Here is a 20102-nt window from a genome sequence, read left to right as displayed (position 1 = left end):
CAGAGGCCGGGATCGCGGGAGCCAACCCGTGTACTCGGACATCCACGATCGGGGTCGAGGCAGGTGGAGAAGCCGCGACGCGACACCGGGCCGGAGGGAGCGCCACGCCCCGCCGACCCGCGGGACGCCGGGGAACCGGTATCCGTACGCTCATCCTCAAGGGTTCCGCGGCGTCCCGCGTCTCCCTCTCGGCCATGCCTCCGGCGTCGGTGACGCGCGGAGCCGAACGCGCACGCACGGGTTGCCACGCGGCCCGCCGAATGCTCCGCTCCGCCCATGCCATCTGCCGCCGCCCCCGCCGACCTCGATCTCAACCTCGACCTGATCGCCCGTGCCCACGCCGTGCCCGTCCCGGACGACGAGACGGCCCTGAAGCTGCTCACCGACGAGGAGCTGCGCCCCGGCCTGGAGGCCGTCGTCGCCGACCGCACCGGCGGGAACGACCTCTGGGTCTTCGCCTACGGCTCGCTGATGTGGCGGCCGGAATTCGCCTACGACGAGCGCAGGCTCGGCACGGTGCGGGGCTTCCACCGCCGCTTCTGCCTGCTCCAGCGCCGTTTCCGCGGCACGCCCGACCGGCCGGGCTTCGTGCTGGCGCTCGACCGGGGCGGGCTCTGCCGCGGCGTCGCCTTCCGGCTCGCGGGCACCGACGTGCACGAGACGCTGATGCCGGTCTGGCGGCGGGAGATGCGGGGCATGGGCTACGTCGCCCGCTGGCTGCCGGTCGTGACGGATGGCGGCACGGTCCCGGCCCTCACCTTCCTGGTGAACCGGGCAAGCGACCGCTACAGCGGCCGTCTCGCCGACGCGGAGATCGCCGACCGCATCGCGGCGGCCTGCGGCAATCTCGGCCCCAGCGCCGAGTACCTCTACCGCACGGTCGAGGCCTGCGCCGCGCTCGGCATCCGCGACCGGCACCTGTGGTCGCTGCAGAGGCTCGTCGCCGAGCGGCTGCGCGCGCAGATCGCCCTCACAGCCGGTCCCGCTTGAGCGCGACCGCCGCCCGGCCCCCGTGGTGCTCGGCATCGGGGTTGCGCAACTCGCGGAAACCCGGCGTCTTGCCGGTCGTCAGCAGGACGAACAGCGTCAGCGCCAGCACAACCTTGGTCCGCATGGGTCCTGTGATCCCGCATCCCGGGCGGCCGGCTCCCGGCCCAGCCCGCGGCAGCGCCGGGCCCGGTCGCGGGCGAGGCGGCGCTGTCTCAAGCACGGCTGTTTAGGCGCCTCGGCGGGCGGCGGACCTGCGCTGGCGCACACGGGCCGGGCTCGGCCCCGGCCTGCCCGCCGACAGGGTCAACGAAGCGTTGCGGCCGTGTGGCATATCGCCGGACGGGGTCGATCGGTCCGGGCCGGCCCCTAGCTCCCGACGCGTCCTCCCCGATCCCAGCGAGCGCCGTGTCGAAGCCCATCAGCGACTACGCCATCATCGGCGACACCCACGCGAACGCGCTCGTCGCCCGCGACGGCTCGATCGACTGGCTGTGCTGGCCCCGGCACGACTCGCCGGCCCTCTTCCTGAAGATCCTCGATGAGGAGCGGGGCGGCTCCTGCTCGATCGTGTTCGAGGGTGTGGAGCGCACCGCGCGGCGCTACCTGCCCGAGACGAACGTGCTGGAGACCACCTTCGAGACCGCGACCGGCCGGGCGGTGCTCCTCGACGTGATGCCGGTCAACCCGCCCGCGACCGAGCCCGACGAGGGCCCGGACGGCGAGGGCGAGAGCCGTCTGCTGCGTCTCCTCACCTGCGTCTCCGGCCGGGTCTCCGGCGCCTTCCGGGTGCGGCCGACCTTCGACTACGCCCGCCGCGCCTGCGAGCCCGTGCAGGAGGCGCACTGGGTGCTGTTCGAGGCGGGCGAGCAGCGGGTGCGGGTGAGCGCCGGGCACGATCCGCGGGTCGAGGACGACGCGGCGGTGAGCCGCTTCGCGCTCGAGGCGGGCGAGAGCACCTACCTCGTCCTCACCCACGGCGAGGACGACGAGAGCGCAGGCGTCGACGACTTCGCGGGCGCGCGGATGCGGGCCGAGGCCACGGTCGATTACTGGCGGCGCTGGAGCGCGCGCTGCACCTACCAGGGGCCCTACCGCGACGCGGTGCTGCGCTCGGCGCTCTGCCTGAAGCTGCTGACCTACTCGCCGACCGGCGCGATCATCGCGGCGGCGACCGCCGGCCTGCCGGAGGCGGTGCCGGGCAACCGCAACTACGACTACCGCTTCACCTGGATGCGCGACGCCACCTTCACGGTCACCGCCTTCGTGATGCTCGGCTACGTGCGCGAGGCCTCGGAATTCCTGCGCTTCCTGCGCGAGGCCGACGGCAGCTTCGGCCGGCACACCCGCCTCCTCTACGGCATCAACGGGCCGATGCCGCCGGAGGAGGCGCTGACCCATCTCTCCGGCTGGCGCGGCGTCGGCCCGGCGCTGATCGGCAACGCCGCCGAGCACCAGGACCAGCACGACATCTACGGCGAGCTCGTCCGCGCGCTCTGCGTGTTCCTCGAGGCGGTGCGCTACGATCCCCCCGAGAAGGTCAACGACCGGCTGCCGGAGGTGCTCGACAACCTCACGCGCCGGGCGCTCGCCGCGCGGGATGTCGCCGACCACGGCATCTGGGAGCTGCGCACCGCCCCGCGCCAGCAGCTCCACACCAAGGCGATGATCTGGGTGGCCCTCAAGGACGCCGCCCGCATCGGCCGCAACATCCGGGGCGTGGCGCCCGGGACGATCGAGGCCTGGGAGCGGGAGGCGGACGCGCTGAAGGCCGAGTACCTCGACCGCTGCTGGAATCCCCGCAAGGGCGCCTTCGTGGGGGCCTACGATTCCGAGCACCTCGACGCGGCGGTGCTGCGCGCGGTGCTGTTCGGCGCGATCGATCCGCAGGATCCGCGCACGCTCTCGACGCTCGCCGCGATCGAGGACGAACTCGGCGACGGCGACCTGATCTACCGCTACCGCATGGAGGACGGCCTGGACGGGGACGAGGCGACCTTCACCGCTTGCGCCTTCTGGCGCGTCGGCTGCCTCGCCCTCGCCGGCCGCACCCGCGAGGCGACCGCGGCCTTCGAGCGGCTGATCGCGCGCGGCAACGATGTCGGGCTCTTCGCGGAGGAGATCGACGCGGCGAGCGGCGAGCAGCGGGGCAACACGCTGCAGGGCTTCTCCCACATGGCGCTGATCAACGCCGCGCTGCGCCTCCAGTCCTGCATCGACCGCTACGGCCTGCCGGACGAGGAGGAGCCGCCGCGGCGGGCGGCCGAGTGAGGGGCCTCAGCGCCCGCTCGACCCGAAGCCGCCGCCGCCGCGGGCCGAGCCCGGCCGGGCGTCGTCCGTCTCCACCGTGAGGCGCGGCCGCGCGACCCGGGTGAACACCATCTGGGCGATGCGCTCGCCGGGCTCGATCCGGACCGGCGCGCCGTCCGGATTCCGGTTCCAGGCCGAGATCAGGAGCGGGCCCTCGTAGTCAGCGTCGATCACGCCGGTGCCGTTGCCCATCACCAGCCCGTCGCGGTGGCCGCGGCCGGAGCGCGGCAGGACCAGGCCGCACCAGCCGGGATCGCGGATCCGCACGCTGAAGCCCGCCGGGACCAGCGCGGGCCGCGCCTGCGGCGCGAGCAGGAGGGGCGCATCGAGGCAGGCGAAGAGGTCGAGCCCGGCCGCCCCCGCCGAGCCCCAGTGCGGGAAGCCCCAGCCGGGGAGCCGCGGGTCGAGGAGGCGGATGCCGACCTCCGGCAGGTCCGCGCCCCCATCCGCCCCCGGGCTCATGCGCCCTGCCGGGTGATCGCCTCGGAGAGGGTCAGCACCCGGCGCGCCTCCTCGGCGTGCAGGCGCTCGACCATGCGGCCCCGGAAGGCGATCGCCCCGCGGCCCCGGTTCTCCGGCGCGGCGAAGGCGGCGATCAGCGCCTCGGCCTCCGCGATCTCCTCCGGGGCGGGGCCGAAGGCCGCGTTGGCCGCCGCGATCTGGTCCGGATGGACCAGCATCTTGCCGTCGAAGCCGAGCGCGCGCCCCTGGGCACACTCGGCCGCGAAGCCCTCCGCGTCCGTGAAGGCGTTGTAGATGCCGTCGATCGCGTCGATCTCGTAGGCGCGGGCGGCCGCGATCACGCCCATCAGCCAGGGCATCAGCGCGGCGCGTCCCGGCGCGAGGCGCATCCGCGCCGCCTTGGCGAGGTCGTTCGGGCCCACCACGAGGCCGGCGAGCCGCACGTCCACGTCGCGGGCCGCGCTCGCGATGTCGGCGAGGTTGAGGATCGCGAGCGGGCTCTCGATCATCGCCCAGATCCGGATGCCGGGCTGCGCCTTCAGGCGGCGCAGGCGCGAGCCGACCACGACCAGCGCCTCCGGGCCGGTCACCTTCGGCACCAGGATCCCGTCCGGGACGGCGGGCGCGAGCGCCGCGAGGTCGTCCTCGCCGTGATCGCCGTCGAGCGGGTTGATCCGCACCACCACCTCGCGCGGGCCGAAGCGCCTCTCCGAGACCGCGGCGGCGACCCGGGCACGGGCCTCGCCCTTGGCCTCGGGCGCGACCGCGTCCTCGAGATCGATCAGCACGACGTCGCAGGGCAGGCCGCCGGCCTTCTCCAGGGCGCGGGCGTTCGAACCCGGCATGGAGAGGACGCTGCGGCGCGGGCGGATCTCGGTCATGGCGGGTCCCCGAGCGCTCTGGAATCGTCCGGCCGATACCGCTACGGCGGGACCGAGACAAGGCGGGAGGGACAGCTTGGCGCGCTGGATCGCGGGGCTCGACGGCTGTCGCGGCGCCTGGGCGGGCGTGCTGCTCGACCTCGACGACCCGGCGCGCCACCGCGCCGGCCTCTTCGCCACCGTCGCGGAGGTGCTCGACGGGCCCGAGGCGCCGCTCCGCGTCGGCATCGACATCCCGATCGGTCTCCCCGAGCGCAGCCTCGGCGGCGGGCGCTCCGCCGACCGGGCCGCCCGCGCGCTGCTCGGGGCCCGCGGTTGCGCCAGCGTCTTCCCGGTGCCGCCGCGCGCCGCGGTCTACGCACCCGACTACGAGAGCGCCAAGGCCCTCTCCCGCCGCGACAGCGATCCGCCCCGCGCGCCCTCGATCCAGTGCTGGAACATCGCGCCCGCCATCCGCGCGGTCGACGCATTGCTGCGCGCGCGTCCGGACCTGCGCGCGCGCCTTCACGAGGTCCATCCCGAGATCGCCTTCCGCTGCCTCAACGGCGGCCTCCCGCTCGAAGCGGGCAAGAAGGGAGCGGAGCGCCGGGCGGGGCTCGCGGCGCGCCGAGACCTTCTGCTGGCGGCGGGGCTGCCGGAGGCGCTGGTCCGGGAGCCGCCCCGCGGCGTCGGCCCGGACGACCACCTCGACGCCCTGGCGGGGCTCGTCGTCGCGCGCGACATCCTGACGGGGCGCGCCCGCCCGCTGCCGGACCCGTTCGAGCACGACGCGCACGGCCTGCCCGTCGTGATCTGGGCGCCGGCTCGGCGCACTTCCGATGAGCGCCCGGCCCGATCCTGCTAAGGAGACCCCATGAGCGATACCCTGCCGATCCGCCACATCGCCCGCGCCCTGGTCTTCGATCCCGACGACCGGCTGCTTCTCATCGCCTACCAGTCGGTGCATGCCCGCAACCCGGACGGGACGCCGAAGGTCTTCTGGTTCATGCCCGGCGGTGGGCTGGAGGCGGGCGAGAGCCACCTCGAGGCCTGTCGGCGCGAACTCGTCGAGGAGATCGGCCGCGAGACCGAGATCGGGCCGCAGATCGCCGCCTGCGACGGGCCGTTCCGCCTCTTCCAGCAGGGGCGGGACGCGCGCGAGCGCTACTTCCTCGTCCGACTGCCCGACGCGGCGGTCGATACCAGTCGCCTCGCCGAGACGGAGGACAATCCGGTCCTCGGCACGCGCTGGTGGAGCGTCAGTGAATTGTGCGCGACCGAGGAACACATCGAACCGGCCGGACTTGCAGACTTGGCGCGCCGGGTGGCTTCTGGGATGATTCCTGACGATCCCGTCGTTCTGTCATGGCGGGATGCCTGAGCCGGCAGGTCCCGCGGCGCATGCCGACCCGGCCGATCCTTCCGTACGCAGGAGACACCATGTTCCCCGAAGCCCTGACCGCGGGTTACCGGTCCTTCCTCTCGGATCGCTTTCCGCAGGAGAGCCGCCGCTTCAAGCAGCTCGCCACGAGCCAGGCCCCCGAGGTGCTGGTGATCAGCTGCTGCGACAGCCGCGTGGCGCCCGAGGCGATCTTCGACGCCGGCCCGGGCGAGCTCTTCGTCATCCGCAACGTCGCCAACATCGTGCCGATCTACGAGACCGGCGGCGAGTACCACGGCACCTCGGCGGCCATCGAGTTCGCCGTGCAGGCGCTGGAGGTGAAGCACATCGTCGTGCTGGGCCACGCCACCTGCGGCGGCATCAAGGCCTTCGCCAACAAGGCCGAGCCGCTCTCGCCCGGCAACTTCATCGGCAAGTGGGTCTCGCTGGTGGCCCCCGCCGAGGCGAAGGCGGGCGATTCCTCGGCCCCCGACTATCTCACCCGCCTGGAGCACGCGATGGTGAGCCAGAGCATCGAGAACCTGCTGACCTTCCCGTTCATCAAGGAGCGGGTCGATGCGGGCAAGGTCCAGCTCCACGGCGCGCATTTCGGCGTGGCCTCGGGCCAGCTGCTGGTCCGCGATCCCGAGACCGGCGATTTCACGCCCGCCGCCGATGCGAGCGGGCAGGCGATTCGCCCCGCCGCGATGATGAGCTGCAACTGAAGCACCGGGCCCGCCTCCTCCGAGCCGGGGGGGCGGGCCACGTCTCTCACGCATCACGGGCGACCCGGCTGCGCAAACTCCGGCGGCGCAAACGAAGAGCGGCGGGCGCTGCCGCCCGCCGCTCTCGCGCAGTCCGAAGCGATCCCCGGCCCGGAGGCCGGGGCGCCGTATCATTACATCGAGCGGGCGCCCGGGAGACGCTGGGCCTCCTGATAGTGGTGCTGGTAGACCGGAAGCGCCTGCTGGGCGTAGGCGCGCAGCGCCGGGTTCGGGCCCGAGGAGGCGTAGGCCTGCGTCATGCCGATGGCCATCTGATGCGACCGCAGCTGCTGGCTGACGTAGAGACGATCGAAGCGCGGGCCGGCCGGGGTGGCGGAGAGCTCGGCCAGCATCGCCTGCTGCTCGGGGCTCGGCTGCACCATCGTGCCGGCCGTGGTGTCGACGTCCATGCCGCCGACGCGGCTGCCGACCGCAGCACCGCGGGCCGCGCCGCTGCCGAGGCCCTCGAGGCCGCCCACCGGACCGCCCTGGAGGGTGCCGCCGACCACGCCGGCCGCCGCGCCCGTGGCCGCGCCGACCGCGCCGCCCGCGACCGCCAGGGGCGCGCCGATCAGGCCGCCCGGGCCGGCCATCGGGCCGTTCATGTCGCCGCCCATGAGGGCGTTGTTGGCGGCGCGGTGATCGCGGACCGCCTCCTTGGCGTAGGCGCGGACCTGCGGGTTACGGGACTTGGCCAGCGCCATCTGGCCAGCCTGGATCTCGAAGGCGTTCGCCTGCATGGCCTGGACGCGGTAGTCCATCATGCCCTGCGCCATTGCGGGGGCGGAGACCGCGACCATGAGCGCGGTGGCGGCAGCATACGTCTTGAACATCGCAAACCTCGAATAAAGACAAACTGGGCGGTGACCGGCCTGCATACGGCGGCGCGGTCTGGAGCCGTCCGGAATGACGGCTTCGCTTCTCGCCTAGAACGGAGGTTCTGCGGCTTTGTTCCTGGCTCGCGCGGAGGATTTTCATCTTGTTCCGGTGGGTCGTGCGGGGATTGAGATGAGACTTCACGGGATACAGGTCCTGCGCGGAGCCGCGGCCCTGATGGTCGTCCTGCACCACCTGCGGCACGAGTTGGCGGCGCTCGGCCTCGGTGCGGACGCGCTCGCGCAGCTGCCCTTGTGGGCGGGCGTGGACGTGTTCTTCGCGATCTCCGGCTTCATCATCGTCCACGCCACCGGGCCGGCCTACGAGGGTCCCGGCGGAAGGCGCCGCTTCCTCGCGCACCGGGTCGCCCGAGTGGTGCCGCTCTACTGGCTCGTCACCCTCGCCTACCTCGCCGTGGCGCTCGTCCTGCCGCGCGGCCTCGGCGATGCCGGGGCCGCGGCGGGGGACCCCGCCTATCTCGCCGCCTCGTTCCTGTTCTGGCCGGCGGCCCGCCCGGACGGCAGCCTGCAGCCCCTCTACGGGCTCGGCTGGACGCTGAACTACGAGATGCTGTTCTACGCCCTCTTCGCGCTCTGCCTGGGGCGCGGACGGCGCGCCGCGGTCGCCTGGACCGGCGCCGCCTTGGCGGGGCTCGTGCTGTACGGTCGGCTGGCGGAACCGGCGGCGGCGGCGCTCCGGTTCTGGTCGGATCCGATCGTGCTCGAATTCCTGTTCGGCGCCGCCGTCGCCCTCATATGGGAGGCGGGGCTCCGGCTCGCCCCGCCGGCGCGGCTCGCGCTCGCGGCGGCCGGCATCTGCGGGCTCGCCCTCGTCGGCGGCGGCGAGGTCGCGGGGTTCGCGCGCCCGCTCCTGGCCGGACTTCCCGCGGCCTGTCTCGTCGCCGCCTTCGCTCTCGGGGACCCCCGCCCCGCGCACAAGGTTTGGGATCCGGCCTGGATCGGCCCGCTCTCCCGGCTCGGCGACGCGTCCTACGCGCTCTACCTCGTCCATCCCTTCTGCCTGCGGGCGGTCCGGGAGGGCGTGGCGCGCGCCGGGCCGGCCGCGCCGCTCGGCGCCTGGGGCGTGGGCGCGCTGATGATCGCCTTGAGCGTCGCGGCGGCGGTCCTGACCTACCGTCTCGTCGAGCGCCCGGCGACCCGCGCGCTCCGCGCCCGCCTCGACCCGGCGCCCGGCGGGGCGGGCCGGATCCCAAACCTTGTGCGCGGTCGCGGGACCTCTGTTTTCCGCGGGCCGGAACCGCACTAGCCTCCGGCCCGAACGCCGCAGGCTTGAGGACCCGGCCATGAAGACCCTGCTCGTACCCGTGGCGCTGCACGACGCGCTGCCCTCCGTCTTCGAGACGACGCGCCTCGTGGCGCAGCGCTTCGGCAGCCTGATCGAGGGCGTGTCGCTGCGCCCGGCGCTCGCCGAGTACGTGCCCGTCGACATGGTCGGCGGCATGACCTGGCTGCGCGACGAGGAGGCCGACCGGGCCGAGGCCGAGGAGGCGGGCGGGCGCTTCGTCGCCTTCATGGACCGGGCCGGCATCCCCCGCCACGCCCGCGACGGTCTCTGCGTGCCCGAGAACGTGGCCGGCGCCGGGCCCCGCTACCGCTGGCGCCAGGACGTGCCGGCCGGCGACGGCTTCCTGGGCCAGTACGCCCGCCTGTTCTCGATGACGGTCGTCGGGCGGCCGGGCTCCCAGGACACCTCCCCCAGCATGGCGACCTTCGAGACCGCGCTCTTCGAGGGCGGTCGCCCGATCCTGCTCGCGCCGCCGACCGCGCCGACGGAGCTCGGCCGGGCGATCCTGATCGCCTGGAACGGCTCGACCGAGACCGCCCGGGCGGTGGCCTTCGCGATGCCGTTCCTGCACAGGGCCGAGCGCGTCCGCGTCCTCAGCGTCGAGGGCGGCACCGTGCCGGGACCGAGCGCCGAGGACCTTGCCCGGGCGCTCGCCTGCGAGGGGATCGCTGCCGACCACAGGGCGCTTGCGGCCGGGCGGCGCACGCCCGGCGAGACCTTCCTGGCCGAGGCCAGGGATTACGGCTGCGACCTGCTCATCAAGGGCGCCTACACCCAGAGCCGCCTGCGCCAGATGATCTTCGGCGGCCCGACCAGCCATCTCCTGGCCCATGCCGACCTGCCGGTGCTGATGGCGCATTGAGGTGCGCGGCGAAGCCGGCGGGAACCGGCGCCGGACAGGCACGTTGCGGCAGCGCCACCGGGAGCGCCTGACTCGATGCGACACCGTCTCGCCGGCCTCTGCGCCGGCCTTCTCGCTGCCCTCTCGCCCGCCCTGGCGGGCTCGGTCATGGCGGACAACCCCCTCGCCCGCCTGCGCGGCACCGTGGAGATGCGCACCAACGACACGCTGGTGATGCGGCCCTACGGCGGTGGGACGATCACCGCCTACATGAACCCGAAGACGCGCATGCTGATCGCCAACGCGAGCGTCGTGCGCGACATCAAGCCCGAGAGCTATCTCAGCGTCCTCTCGGCCCCCGGCGAGCCGGTGGAGGGCGTCGTCATCTACTCCCCGTCGGAGCGCGGCTTCGAGGCCGGCCGCCAGCCCTGGGACACGAAGCCCGGCGCGACCCTCACGGCCGGCTGGGTCGTCACGCGCGACGGGCGCGATCCGGTCAGGGTCCGCCTGCACAATCCCGAGGGGGATACGCAGTTCGACTTGTCCGCAAACACGCCGACGACCCAGATCGGGCCCGGTGAGAAGGCGCTTCTCGTGCCCGGCGCCCACGTGGTCGTCTTCGCCCGCACCGACGGGAGCGGCCTCCTGAACGCGGACACGATCGTCGTCGGTCGCCAACGCGCGCGGCCGGCGCTCTAGGCGCCGGCGCGCCGGCCCGGGATGCCGGGCGGGGCTCGCCGCAATGCGCGTGTCCCGCCATCGCGGCCGACCGTCCGGCGCCCTACAATCCCCGCATGACCGATGCCTTCGATCTCGACCCCCGCCTCGCCGCCGACACCGTTCCGGTCGGCGACCTGCCGCTCGCCCGCGTCCTCCTGATGGACGATGCCCGCTTCCCCTGGCTGATCCTGGTGCCGCGGCGGCCGGCGGTGAGCGAACTCACCGACCTGACCCCCGAGGATTCCGCCACGCTCTGGCAGGAGGTCCGCATCGCGGTCGGCGTGATGCAGGCCCTCGCCAAGCCCGACAAGGTCAACGTCGCGGCCCTCGGCAACGTCGTGGCGCAGATGCACGTCCACGTGGTCGGGCGCTTCTGCTCGGATCCCGCCTGGCCCGGCCCGGTCTGGGGGCACGGCGAGCGCCGTCCCTACCCGGCTCACGCCCGGGCCCAGCTTCTGGAGCGCGCCGGCGCCCTGTTCGCGGCCGCGTGAGACCCCCGTGAGAACACAGATGCCGGACCCCTCCGCCACCCTCGGCTTCGCCCGCAGCCGCCTCCTGCGCCACTCCTCGGAACAGCCGGAGGGTGCGGTGCCGGACTTCTCCCCCGCCGCGCGCCTCGTCGCGCTGGCCGGCGACCGCCTCGTGCTCCGGGCCGGCAGCGCCGTCCTCGACCCCGCCGCGCTGGACGGGACCGAGCCCACCGCCCGCATCTTTCTCGGCACGCTCGACGGGCGCCCGGTCTTCGCGGGACGCCTCGATCCCGACGCCGTGCCGGCCCTGGAAGCGCGCGGCCTCGCCGCGCAGGACCTGCGCAGCATCGCCACCGAGGGCGCGGTCGAGCCCGAGGAACTGGGTCTGCTCGCCACCGCCAAGTCGATGCTCGACTGGCATGCTCGCCACGGCTTCTGCGCCAATTGCGGCGCCCCGACCGCGGTCGAGGCCGGCGGGTTCCGGCGCGCCTGCGCGGCCTGCGGCGCGCACCACTTCCCCCGCACCGACCCGGTCGTGATCATGCTGGTCCGGCGCGGCGACACCTGCCTGCTCGGGCGCGGCGCGCACTTCAAGGAGGGGATGTATTCCTGCCTCGCCGGCTTCCTGGAACCCGGCGAGACCATCGAGGCCGCGGTCGCCCGCGAGGTCTACGAGGAGACGCGGGTGCGGGTGGCCGACGTGACCTACCTGGCCTCGCAGCCCTGGCCCTTCCCCTCCTCGCTGATGATCGGCTGCATCGCCGAAGGGCTCGACGGGGCGATCGTCACCGACCCGGCCGAGCTCGCCGACGCGCGCTGGTTCGACCGCGAGAGCGTGCGCGCGATGCTGGAGCGGCGCCACCCCGAGAACCTGTTCGCCCCCCCGCCCATGGCGATCGCCCACACGCTGATGCGCGCGTTCCTCGACGAGGCCCGATGATCACCGTCCACCATCTGGAGAACAGCCGCTCGCAGCGGGTGCTCTGGCTCCTCGAAGAACTCGGCCTCGACTACGCGGTGGAGCGCTACGCCCGCGACCCGCGGACGATGCGGGCGCCGCCGGAACTCACGGCGATCCATCCGCTCGGCAAGTCGCCGGTCGTCGTGGAGGACGGCGCGGTGATCGCCGAGACCGGCGCGATCGTCGAGTACCTCACCGGCCGCTGCGGCGGCGCGCTGGTGCCGACGGGCGAGGCCGAGCGGCGGCGCTACACCTACTGGCTGCATTACGCGGAGGGCTCGGCCATGCCGCCCCTCCTGCTCAAGCTGATCTTCGGGCGCCTCGCGCCCGGCAGTCCGGCGCTGATCCGTCCGATCGTGCGGGCGGTCGCCGCCAAGGTGCAGGCCGGCTTCATCGACCCGGACCTGAAGCGCCACGCCGCCTACTGGGAAGCGGAGCTGGCGCGTGCGCCCTGGTTCTGCGGCGACGGCTTCAGCGCCGCCGACATCCAGATGAGCTTCCCGCTGGAGGCCTTCGCCGCCCGCGGCACGGGCGCCGGGCCGCGGGTGCGCGACTGGCTCGCGCGCATCCACGCGCGGCCGGCCTACCAGCGGGCGCTGCGCCGCGGCGGGCCCTACGCCTACGCGTGATCGAGGTCAGCCCCGGCGCGGGCCATCGGCGATCTCGGCCGGGCCCGCTTCCGTCGCGGAAAGCCGCGCCTGCTCGGACCTGTGCAGGCGGCTCAGCTGCACCAGCAGCGTGCCGGGCAGAGGCCCGTCCAGCGTCTCCATAAGGCTCGACGCGGCATGCTCGGCATGGGGGCGTCGGGCCTTCGACAGGATCGTATTGTCGTTGAGGACAACCGGCCCGCGTTGGACGGATCGTCTGGTCTTGGTCACGCTTGCACCCACCCTCGACGGTCGAAGCGACTCGGAGAAAGCCACGAGCAACGCGGCATCCCCTGCCCGGTTCCGCGGCACATACGAACATCATATGACCGTTGTGCCGTCGCATCAGGCAGGCGTCGGTACGAATCGAACGGGGCGGGCGAGGAGTGGCGAGCGGCCGCACCCGGTGGTAGAGGCGGCCCATGATCGAAGGCCTGCCGCCCCACCGTCCGACGCACGTCCTGCGCCTGATGACCGACGAGCGCTCGGCGCGCGCGATGACGGACCTGCTCGGCGAGATGTTCGACCCGACCGAGACCGCGGTCGCCGCCTTCGAGGCCGAGGACGGCGTGACCTGGCGGCTCGAGGCCTACTTCGCCGACGAGCCGGACGAGGCCTACGTCCGCGAGCTGATCCGCCCGGTCGTCGGCGACGGGGCCGACGCCGCCGAGTTCCGCAGCATCGACCAGCAGGACTGGGTGCGCGCCTCCCTCGAGGGGTTGAAGCCGGTACGGGCCGGCCGCTTCCTCGTCCACGGCGCGCACGACCGCGATTCGATCCGGCCGAACGACCTCGCCATCGAGATCGAGGCGGCCTTGGCCTTCGGCACCGGCCACCACGGCACCACGCTCGGCTGCCTGCGGGCGCTGGTGGGCGAACTGAAGAAGGGCCGACCGGCCCATGTCCTCGACGTCGGGACCGGCACCGGCATCCTGGCCTTCGCGGCGGCCAAGGCGCTCCACGCCCCGGTCGTGGCGGGCGACCTCGACGGCGAAGCCGTCACCACCGCCCGCGCCAACGCCCGGCTCAACGGGCTCGGGCCCTACCTGCGGCTCTACCACGGCGGCGGCGTGCAGCACGCCCTCGCCAACCGACCGCGCCGCTTCGACATCGTCTTCGCCAACATCCTGGCCCGGCCGCTGAAGCGGCTCGCCCCGAGCCTGACCGCGGTGGTCGCCGACGGGGGCGCGCTCATCCTCTCGGGGCTGATCGAGCGCGACGTGCCGGGCGTGCTCTCGACCTACCGCCACCGCGGCTTCCACCTCGAGCGCAAGGGCGTGATCGAGGGCTGGGTCGCCCTGGTGCTCCGTCGCGGCGGTGCGGCAGCGCGTCCGCGCTGAGTCCGTCGGGCCCGTGAAACCGCGCCCGCCCGCCCGCATTCTCTCCGCATGAGTGAGCGGCATCCCTCGACCTCCGACCCGGCCCGGGAAGGCGCCCGAGCTCGGGCCCACGGCCGCCCGAAGGATGCCTGCCCCTACCCCGCCGGCTCCCCCGAGCGCCGCGCCTGGCTGGAGGGTTACGACGGCGCCCCGGACGACCGGGCGCCCGACCTGCCGGCCGACCGCACCTGAGGCGAGGCCGGCGCGCGGCGACCGACCCGCGCACCGCCCTTTTCCCTGACGCCCGCGGCGGCACCGAGGGGGATCCCCCGACGCTCCGCGAGATCGTGAGCCCCGGCTGTTGCGGCCCCGGCCCCGGCGGCCATACTGGGCGCATGAGCGAGCGCCGCCATTTCCAGACCTTCGACGATCCGAGCCACCGCAAGGGCCCCGAGCGGGTGGCGGCCGTCCGCGCCGCCCTGCGCGAGGCGGGCGTGGACGGCTTCGTGGTGCCGCGCGCCGACGAGCACCAGTCCGAGTACGTGCCGGCCGATGCCGAGCGGCTCGCCTGGCTCACCGGCTTCACTGGCTCGGCCGGCACCGCGGTCGTGCTCGCCGATCAGGTCGGCCTCGTGGCCGATGGCCGCTACACCCTCCAGGCACCCGAGCAGGTCGACACCGCGACCGTCACGGTGGTGCCGCTCGCGGAGCGGACGGTCGAGGCCTGGATCGGCGAGAACCTGGGTTTCGGCGCGGTGCTCGGCTACGATCCCTGGCTGCACACGCCGGACGGCGTCGCCCGCCTGGAGCGCGCCGCCGAGAGGGCCGGGGCGAGCCTGCGGGCCCTGCCGCAGAATCCCGTCGATCTCGCCTGGGCCGGGAGGCCGAGGCCCCCGGCCGGCCCCGTGGTGCCGCACCCGATCGTCCACGCGGGCGAGCAGGCGGCGGAGAAGCTCGCCCGCGTCCGGGCCGAGCTGGAGGGCGCGCGCTGCGACGTCCTCGTCATCTCGGACCCCCACAACCTCGCCTGGACCTTCAACCTGCGGGGCTCGGATGTCGGCCACACACCCCTGGCGCTGGGCTACGCCATCGTGCCGCGGGAGGGCGCGGCGCGTCTCTTCCTGACCTCCCCGCGGATCGATCCCGCCCTGCGCGAGGCCCTGGCGCCGCTGGCCGAGATCGAGCCGCGCGCGGCCTTCGAGGACGCGCTGGCGGGGCTTGGCCCGGTGCGAGTGCGGCTCGATGCGGCCACCGCCGCCGCCGCGCTCAAGGTCCGCGTCGAGGCCGCGGGCGGCACGGCCGATGTCGGGCGCGATCCGGTCACCGCCATGAAGGCGGTGAAGAACCCCACCGAGATCGCGGGCGCCCGCGCCGCCCATCGCCGCGACGGGGCGAGCGTGGTGCGTTTCCTCGCCTGGCTCGATGCCCGGGCCGCCGAGGGCGGCCTCACCGAGATCGCCGCCGTCGAGGCGCTGGAGGCGTTTCGCGCCGCCGGCGGGGATCTGCGCGACGTCTCCTTCCCGACCATCTCGGGCTCGGGCCCGAACGGCGCGATCGTGCATTACCGCGTAACCCGTGCGACCGACCGGGCCGTTAATCCGGGCGAGCTGTTCCTGATCGATTCGGGCGCGCAGTACCCGGACGGCACCACCGACATCACCCGCACGGTTGCGGTGGGCGCGCCCACGCCCGAGATGCGCGACCGCTTCACCCGCGTGCTCAAGGGCCACGTCGCGATCGGCCGCGCGGTCTTCCCGAAGGGCACGACCGGCGCGCAGATCGACGCGCTGGCGCGGCTCCCCCTCTGGCAGGCCGGGCTCGATTTCGACCACGGCACCGGCCACGGCGTCGGCAGCTTCCTCTCGGTGCACGAGGGCCCGCAACGCATCGCCAAGACCGGTACCGTGGCGCTGGAGGCCGGCATGATCCTCTCGAACGAGCCGGGCTACTACCGAGCCGGCGCCTACGGCATCCGGATCGAGAACCTCGTCCTCGTGGAGCCGCGCGAGATCGCGGGCGGCGAGCGGCCGATGCTCGGCTTCGAGACCCTGACGCTGGCCCCCTACGACCGCCGCCTGATCGACGCGGACCTCCTCGACGCCGCCGAGACCGCCTGGATCGACGCCTACCACGCGCGCGTCCGCGAGACCCTGTCGGCGGACCTCGATTCGCAGAGCCGCGCCTGGCTCGACCGGGCGACGGCGCCGCTGGCGCCCTCCGGGGGGCTCTCCGAGGCGCCCGCGGCCTGACCGCGACGACGCGGGGACGCCCGCGGGCGCGCCGCTCATGCTAGAGACCAGCGCATGATCCGGCTTCTCGCCCTCCTCGTCCTCCTGGTCTCGTCGCCCGCCCTCGCCCAGGGGCTGAAGGCGCCCAAGGACCTTGTCCGGGCAAGTCTCGTGGCCGAGCCCGCGGGCGTGCGGGCCGGCGAGACCTTCTGGCTCGCCGTCCGCATGGCCATGAAGCCCGGCTGGCACGTCTACTGGCGCAATCCCGGCGATTCGGGCCTGCCGCCGGAGGTGGTCTGGACGCTGCCGGCGGGCTTCTCGGCCGGGGCGATCCGTTGGCCGGCGCCGGAGCGGATCCCGGTCGCGACGCTGATGAACTACGGCTACGAGGGCAAGGCGGTGCTGCTCGTCCCCGTGACCCCGCCGCCGAGCCTCGACCCGGCGAGCCCGGTTCGGCTCGCCGCCAAGCTGAGCTACCTCGTCTGCGAGACCGAGTGCGTGCCGGGCGCCGCCGACCTCGCCCTGACGCTGCCGGTGGCGCGGGACGCCGTGCCCGATCCCGCAGCCCGCGACCTCTTCGCCCGCGCCCGCGAGGCCCTGCCGGTCCCCTCCCCATGGCCGGCGCGGCTGTCGCGTGAGGGCGACAGCCTCGTGCTGAACCTCGACGCGGCGGGCCTGCGCCCGGAGACCTTCGGCAAGGCCGCCTTCTTCCCCTATTCGGAGACCGCCCTCGACAACGCCGCCGAGCAGGCGCTCGCGGTCGATGCGAGCGGCATCCATCTCACCCTCACCCGCGCCAACCCGGCCGAGCCCGTCCCCGCGACGCTGCCGGGCGTGCTGACGATCGAGCAGGATACGGGCAGCGGCCCGGTGCGCCGGGCGCTGGCGATCGGCGAGGAGGCGGCCCCGCCCGCGTCGAGCCAGATCCCCGCGGGTGCCGCGCCGGCGCCGCCGGCCGTCGCCAGTGACGAGGCGCCGACGCTTCTGGCCGCCGCGCTGCTGGCCTTCCTCGGCGGCCTCGTCCTCAACCTGATGCCCTGTGTCTTCCCGGTCCTCTCGATCAAGGTTCTGGGGCTGGTGAAGCACGCGGGCGAGCGGCCCGAGCGCGTGCGCCTGCACGGGCTCGCCTACACGGCGGGCGTGTTGGCGAGCTTTCTCCTGCTCGCCGGCCTGCTGATCGCGCTCAAGGGCGGGGGCGCCGGCCTCGGCTGGGGCTTCCAGCTTCAGTCGCCGGTCTTCGTGGCGGCGCTGGCCTACCTGCTCCTGGCGATGGGCCTCAGCCTATCGGGGGCGGTGCATCTCGGCGGCCGCGTCGCCGGGATCGGCGATGGGCTGACCCGGCGGGCGGGGCTTGAGGGCTCGTTCTTCACCGGCGTGCTGGCGACCGTGGTGGCGACGCCCTGCACCGCGCCCTTCATGGGCACGGCGGTCGGCTTCGCGCTGACCCAGTCGGCCCCGGCGGCGCTCCTGGTCTTCGCGGGCCTCGGCCTCGGGCTCGCGCTTCCCTTCCTGCTCCTCACCCTGTGGCCGGCCGCGCTTCGCCTGCTGCCGCGGCCGGGCGCCTGGATGGACGTGCTGAAACAGGCCCTCGCCTTCCCGGTCTACGCGACCGTGGCGTGGCTCGTCTGGGTGCTGGCCCAGCAGGTCGGGCCGCAGGGACTGCTCGCGGCCCTGTTCGGCCTCGTCCTCGTCGGCTTCGCGGCCTGGGCCTGGGAGCGCGGGCGGGACAGCGCGGCGCTACCGGCCCGCGCCGCCCGCGGCCTCGCCGTGCTGGCGCTGGTCGGCGCGGCGGCGATCGGCCTGACGCTCGGCCAGGACCGCGCGACCGCGGCGGCCGGGATGCGGGCGGAGGGCGTCGAGCCCTTCTCGCAGGCCCGCCTCGACGCGCTGCTCGCCGAGGGCCGGCCGGTCTTCGTGAACATGACGGCTGCTTGGTGCATCACCTGCCAGGTCAACGAGCGCATCGCGCTCTCGACCGAGGCGGTCCGCGCCGCGATGCGCGCCAAGGGCGTAGCCTACCTGAAGGGCGACTGGACCAACCAGAACCCCGAGATCACCCGCCTGCTCGAGCGGCACGGCCGCAGCGGCGTGCCCCTCTACCTGCTCTATGGCGGCCGGGCCGAGCCGCACGTGCTGCCGCAGATCCTGACCGAGGGCGGCGTGCTCGGCTGGCTGGAGCGGATCGGGACCGAGAGGAGCGCGGCGGAGGGCATATCAGGGAAGGGCTGAGGTCGGGTCTCAGGCATCCCATGGGTCGAAAGGTTTCACGCCGGTCGGCTGGAAGTCGGCCATGTTGCGGGTCACGACGGTCATTCCGTGGACCATGGCCGTCGCAGAGATCAGCGCATCGCGCTCGCTGCGCTTGATCGGAACGTGCAACCGGGCGTAGCACTGCGCCACGGCCATATCGACGGGTAGCGTTCGTCCGGCGAACTCAGGCAGGACTTGGCGCTCGAACCACGCACGCAGAACCGATCCCTGCGCGGGGTCCTTCCGCTCGGCGAGTAGAACGCCCTCACGCCTCGGCGGAAAAGGTCTCGTCGAAGGCGTAGCCCGAACCCCGCACGGTGCGGATCGGGTCGGGCTGGCGCGGGCGGTTGAGCGCCTTGCGCAGGCGCCCGACATGCACGTCGACCGTGCGCTCGTCGATGTAGACGTCGTGGCCCCAGACACCGTCGAGGAGCTGCTCGCGCGAGAAGACCCGGCCGGGGCTCTGCATCAGGAACTCGAGCAGCTTGAACTCGGTCGGTCCCAGATGGATCTCGTGCCCGCTGCGGCGGATGCGGTGGCTGACCCGGTCGAGCTCGATGTCGCCCGCCGCCAGCAGGTCGGCGACGTGGGCGGGCTTGGCCCGGCGCAGCAGCGCGCGGACCCGGGCCAGCAGCTCCGGCACCGAGAACGGCTTGACGATGTAGTCGTCCGCTCCCGTGCCGAGGCCGCGGATGCGGTCGCCCTCCTCGCCGCGGGCGGTCAGCATGATGATCGGCAGTCGCTCGGTCTCGCGCCGCGCCCGGACGCGCCGGCACAGCTCGATTCCCGAGAGGCCGGGCAGCATCCAGTCGAGCAGGATCAGGTCGGGCTGCTGCTCGGCGAGCTTCAGCTCGGCCTCGTCGCCGCGCGCCGCCGCATCGACCTCGAAGCCCTCGGCCTCGAAGTTGTAGCGCAGGAGCGTGGTCAGCGCCTCCTCGTCCTCGACGATCAGGATTCGCGTGCGCATGCCCTTGTCCCGGATGCTCAGCCCTGCCCCGGCGTGACGGTGGCGTAGTTCGAGGCGTCGTTCTTCGGCCGGTCGCCGGTCGGGGTCTCGCCGGTGGCGAGGTACTGGATCGTCTCGGCGATGTTGGTGGTGTGGTCGCCGATGCGCTCGACGTTCTTGGCGCAGAACAGGAGGTGCGTGCAGAACGAGATGTTGCGCGGATCCTCCATCATGTAGGTCAGCAGCTCGCGAAACAGCGAGTTGTAGAGCGCGTCGATCTCGCCGTCGCGCTCCCACACGTCCTGGGCGGCCTTCACGTCGCGGCTGCCGTAGGCGTCGAGCACGTCCTTGAGCTGCGCCTCCGCGAGGTCGCTCATGTGCTGCACGCCCAGGATGATCTTCTGACCGACCGCCTGGTCGCTGATCGCCACCACGCGCTTGGCGATGTTCTTGGCCAGATCCCCGATCCGCTCCAGATCGCCCGAGACGCGGATCGCCGAGATGGTCTCGCGCAGGTCGATGGCGAGCGGCTGGCGCTTGGCGATGAGGAGGACGGAGCGCTCCTCGATCTCGTGCTGGAGCGTGTCGAGGCGCTTGTCCGCCGCGATCACGGCCTGCGCGAGCGTCGCGTCGCGGCGCACGAGCGCGTCGGTGGCCTCGGTCACCATCTTCTCGGCGATGCCGCCCATCTCGGAGATCGAGCGGCGCAGGTTCTCCAGTTCGGCGTCGTAGGAGCTGACGATGTGACCGGGCATGGCGGGGTCCTCGGTACGGG

23 protein-coding genes are annotated in these 20102 nt (G+C 73.6%); 15 read left to right on the top strand and 8 right to left on the bottom strand.

Annotated elements, in window-relative coordinates; translation table 11 throughout:
• Positions 1 to 276: 276 nt before the first annotated feature.
• Positions 277 to 990, top strand: a complete 714-nt coding sequence (locus MFF56_RS19335; protein WP_238230601.1) for a gamma-glutamylcyclotransferase — start codon at positions 277 to 279, stop codon at positions 988 to 990.
• On the opposite strand, the gene MFF56_RS19330 is transcribed toward MFF56_RS19335, so the two are convergent.
• The gene (locus MFF56_RS19330) at positions 971 to 1114 is read right to left on the bottom strand and encodes a hypothetical protein (RefSeq protein WP_197430619.1); all 144 of its coding nucleotides are present in this window, start codon (positions 1112 to 1114) and stop codon (positions 971 to 973) included. The genes MFF56_RS19335 and MFF56_RS19330 overlap by 20 nt on opposite strands.
• Before the next feature lie 281 nt (positions 1115 to 1395).
• Between MFF56_RS19330 and MFF56_RS19325 the strand changes: the two genes are divergently transcribed.
• Positions 1396 to 3258 carry a glycoside hydrolase family 15 protein gene (locus MFF56_RS19325; RefSeq protein WP_066923648.1) on the top strand — a complete coding sequence of 621 codons (1863 nt, stop codon included), beginning with the start codon at positions 1396 to 1398 and terminating at the stop codon, positions 3256 to 3258.
• A 6-nt stretch (positions 3259 to 3264) separates the two neighbouring features.
• Here MFF56_RS19325 and dut read toward each other — a convergent pair whose 3' ends face one another.
• Positions 3265 to 3759 (bottom strand): dUTP diphosphatase, encoded by a 495-nt coding sequence (dut, locus tag MFF56_RS19320; protein WP_066923650.1) that lies wholly within the window; start codon positions 3757 to 3759, stop codon positions 3265 to 3267.
• Complete coding sequence (locus MFF56_RS19315) at positions 3756 to 4640, bottom strand: HpcH/HpaI aldolase/citrate lyase family protein (protein WP_066923651.1); 885 nt, start codon at positions 4638 to 4640, stop codon at positions 3756 to 3758. The genes dut and MFF56_RS19315 overlap by 4 nt, the downstream gene beginning before the upstream one ends.
• Before the next feature lie 76 nt (positions 4641 to 4716).
• On the opposite strand from MFF56_RS19315, the gene MFF56_RS19310 reads away from it, so the two are divergent.
• Genes MFF56_RS19310 through MFF56_RS19300 form a run of 3 tightly spaced genes read left to right on the top strand, consistent with a single transcriptional unit; the run spans position 4717 to position 6725 of the window.
• Positions 4717 to 5484: a DUF429 domain-containing protein gene (locus tag MFF56_RS19310; protein ID WP_066923653.1), complete on the top strand. Its 768-nt coding sequence runs from the start codon at positions 4717 to 4719 to the stop codon at positions 5482 to 5484.
• Positions 5485 to 5493: 9 nt separating this feature from the next.
• A complete protein-coding gene (locus MFF56_RS19305) occupies positions 5494 to 6000 on the top strand; it encodes an NUDIX hydrolase (RefSeq protein ID WP_066923654.1) in 507 nt (168 codons plus the stop codon).
• 59 nt (positions 6001 to 6059) lie between these two features.
• Entirely contained in the window at positions 6060 to 6725 is a 666-nt protein-coding gene (locus MFF56_RS19300; RefSeq protein ID WP_238230599.1) for a carbonic anhydrase, read from the top strand.
• 173 nt (positions 6726 to 6898) lie between these two features.
• Here MFF56_RS19300 and MFF56_RS19295 read toward each other — a convergent pair whose 3' ends face one another.
• Positions 6899 to 7597, bottom strand: coding sequence for a DUF4142 domain-containing protein (locus MFF56_RS19295; protein WP_066920412.1), 699 nt, complete (start codon positions 7595 to 7597; stop codon positions 6899 to 6901).
• 175 nt (positions 7598 to 7772) lie between these two features.
• Between MFF56_RS19295 and MFF56_RS19290 the strand changes: the two genes are divergently transcribed.
• The 6 genes from MFF56_RS19290 (at position 7773) to MFF56_RS19265 (ending at position 12566) form a co-directional block, all read left to right on the top strand.
• Positions 7773 to 8906, top strand: a complete 1134-nt coding sequence (locus tag MFF56_RS19290) for an acyltransferase family protein (protein WP_066920410.1) — start codon at positions 7773 to 7775, stop codon at positions 8904 to 8906.
• Between the two features lie 37 nt (positions 8907 to 8943).
• Complete coding sequence (locus tag MFF56_RS19285) at positions 8944 to 9807, top strand: universal stress protein (protein ID WP_066920408.1); 864 nt, start codon at positions 8944 to 8946, stop codon at positions 9805 to 9807.
• A gap of 75 nt (positions 9808 to 9882) precedes the next feature.
• Complete coding sequence (locus tag MFF56_RS19280) at positions 9883 to 10485, top strand: hypothetical protein (protein WP_066920406.1); 603 nt, start codon at positions 9883 to 9885, stop codon at positions 10483 to 10485.
• A 95-nt stretch (positions 10486 to 10580) separates the two neighbouring features.
• Positions 10581 to 10997 (top strand): HIT domain-containing protein, encoded by a 417-nt coding sequence (locus tag MFF56_RS19275; protein ID WP_066920404.1) that lies wholly within the window; start codon positions 10581 to 10583, stop codon positions 10995 to 10997.
• A gap of 19 nt (positions 10998 to 11016) precedes the next feature.
• The gene (gene nudC / locus MFF56_RS19270) at positions 11017 to 11916 is read left to right on the top strand and encodes an NAD(+) diphosphatase (protein WP_066920402.1); all 900 of its coding nucleotides are present in this window, start codon (positions 11017 to 11019) and stop codon (positions 11914 to 11916) included.
• Complete coding sequence (locus tag MFF56_RS19265) at positions 11913 to 12566, top strand: glutathione S-transferase (protein ID WP_066920400.1); 654 nt, start codon at positions 11913 to 11915, stop codon at positions 12564 to 12566. The genes nudC and MFF56_RS19265 overlap by 4 nt, the downstream gene beginning before the upstream one ends.
• 6 nt (positions 12567 to 12572) lie before the next feature.
• Here MFF56_RS19265 and MFF56_RS19260 read toward each other — a convergent pair whose 3' ends face one another.
• Positions 12573 to 12815 carry a hypothetical protein gene (locus MFF56_RS19260; RefSeq protein WP_082772943.1) on the bottom strand — a complete coding sequence of 81 codons (243 nt, stop codon included), beginning with the start codon at positions 12813 to 12815 and terminating at the stop codon, positions 12573 to 12575.
• Between the two features lie 191 nt (positions 12816 to 13006).
• Between MFF56_RS19260 and MFF56_RS19255 the strand changes: the two genes are divergently transcribed.
• The 4 genes from MFF56_RS19255 to MFF56_RS19240 all read left to right on the top strand — a co-directional run bounded on the left by MFF56_RS19255 (position 13007) and on the right by MFF56_RS19240 (position 18360).
• Positions 13007 to 13924: a 50S ribosomal protein L11 methyltransferase gene (locus MFF56_RS19255; RefSeq protein WP_066920398.1), complete on the top strand. Its 918-nt coding sequence runs from the start codon at positions 13007 to 13009 to the stop codon at positions 13922 to 13924.
• A 48-nt stretch (positions 13925 to 13972) separates the two neighbouring features.
• Positions 13973 to 14155, top strand: a complete 183-nt coding sequence (rmf, locus tag MFF56_RS19250) for a ribosome modulation factor (RefSeq protein WP_066920397.1) — start codon at positions 13973 to 13975, stop codon at positions 14153 to 14155.
• A gap of 143 nt (positions 14156 to 14298) precedes the next feature.
• Positions 14299 to 16152, top strand: a complete 1854-nt coding sequence (locus MFF56_RS19245) for an aminopeptidase P family protein (protein ID WP_238230597.1) — start codon at positions 14299 to 14301, stop codon at positions 16150 to 16152.
• Positions 16153 to 16206: 54 nt separating this feature from the next.
• Positions 16207 to 18360 carry a protein-disulfide reductase DsbD family protein gene (locus tag MFF56_RS19240; protein WP_238230595.1) on the top strand — a complete coding sequence of 718 codons (2154 nt, stop codon included), beginning with the start codon at positions 16207 to 16209 and terminating at the stop codon, positions 18358 to 18360.
• A 9-nt stretch (positions 18361 to 18369) separates the two neighbouring features.
• On the opposite strand, the gene MFF56_RS32225 is transcribed toward MFF56_RS19240, so the two are convergent.
• From MFF56_RS32225 to phoU, 3 genes are all read right to left on the bottom strand, one after another.
• A complete protein-coding gene (locus MFF56_RS32225; protein WP_197430515.1) occupies positions 18370 to 18531 on the bottom strand; it encodes a PIN domain-containing protein in 162 nt (53 codons plus the stop codon).
• A gap of 115 nt (positions 18532 to 18646) precedes the next feature.
• Positions 18647 to 19348: a phosphate regulon transcriptional regulator PhoB gene (gene phoB / locus MFF56_RS19230; RefSeq protein ID WP_066920761.1), complete on the bottom strand. Its 702-nt coding sequence runs from the start codon at positions 19346 to 19348 to the stop codon at positions 18647 to 18649.
• 17 nt (positions 19349 to 19365) lie between these two features.
• Entirely contained in the window at positions 19366 to 20082 is a 717-nt protein-coding gene (gene phoU, locus MFF56_RS19225) for a phosphate signaling complex protein PhoU (RefSeq protein WP_066920763.1), read from the bottom strand.
• Between the last annotated feature and the right edge of the window lie 20 nt (positions 20083 to 20102).

This window comes from Methylobacterium hispanicum, from assembly GCF_022179285.1.
Taxonomy (GTDB): Bacteria; Pseudomonadota; Alphaproteobacteria; order Rhizobiales; family Beijerinckiaceae; genus Methylobacterium; species Methylobacterium hispanicum.
This window is presented reverse-complemented; position numbering and strand designations above follow the sequence as displayed.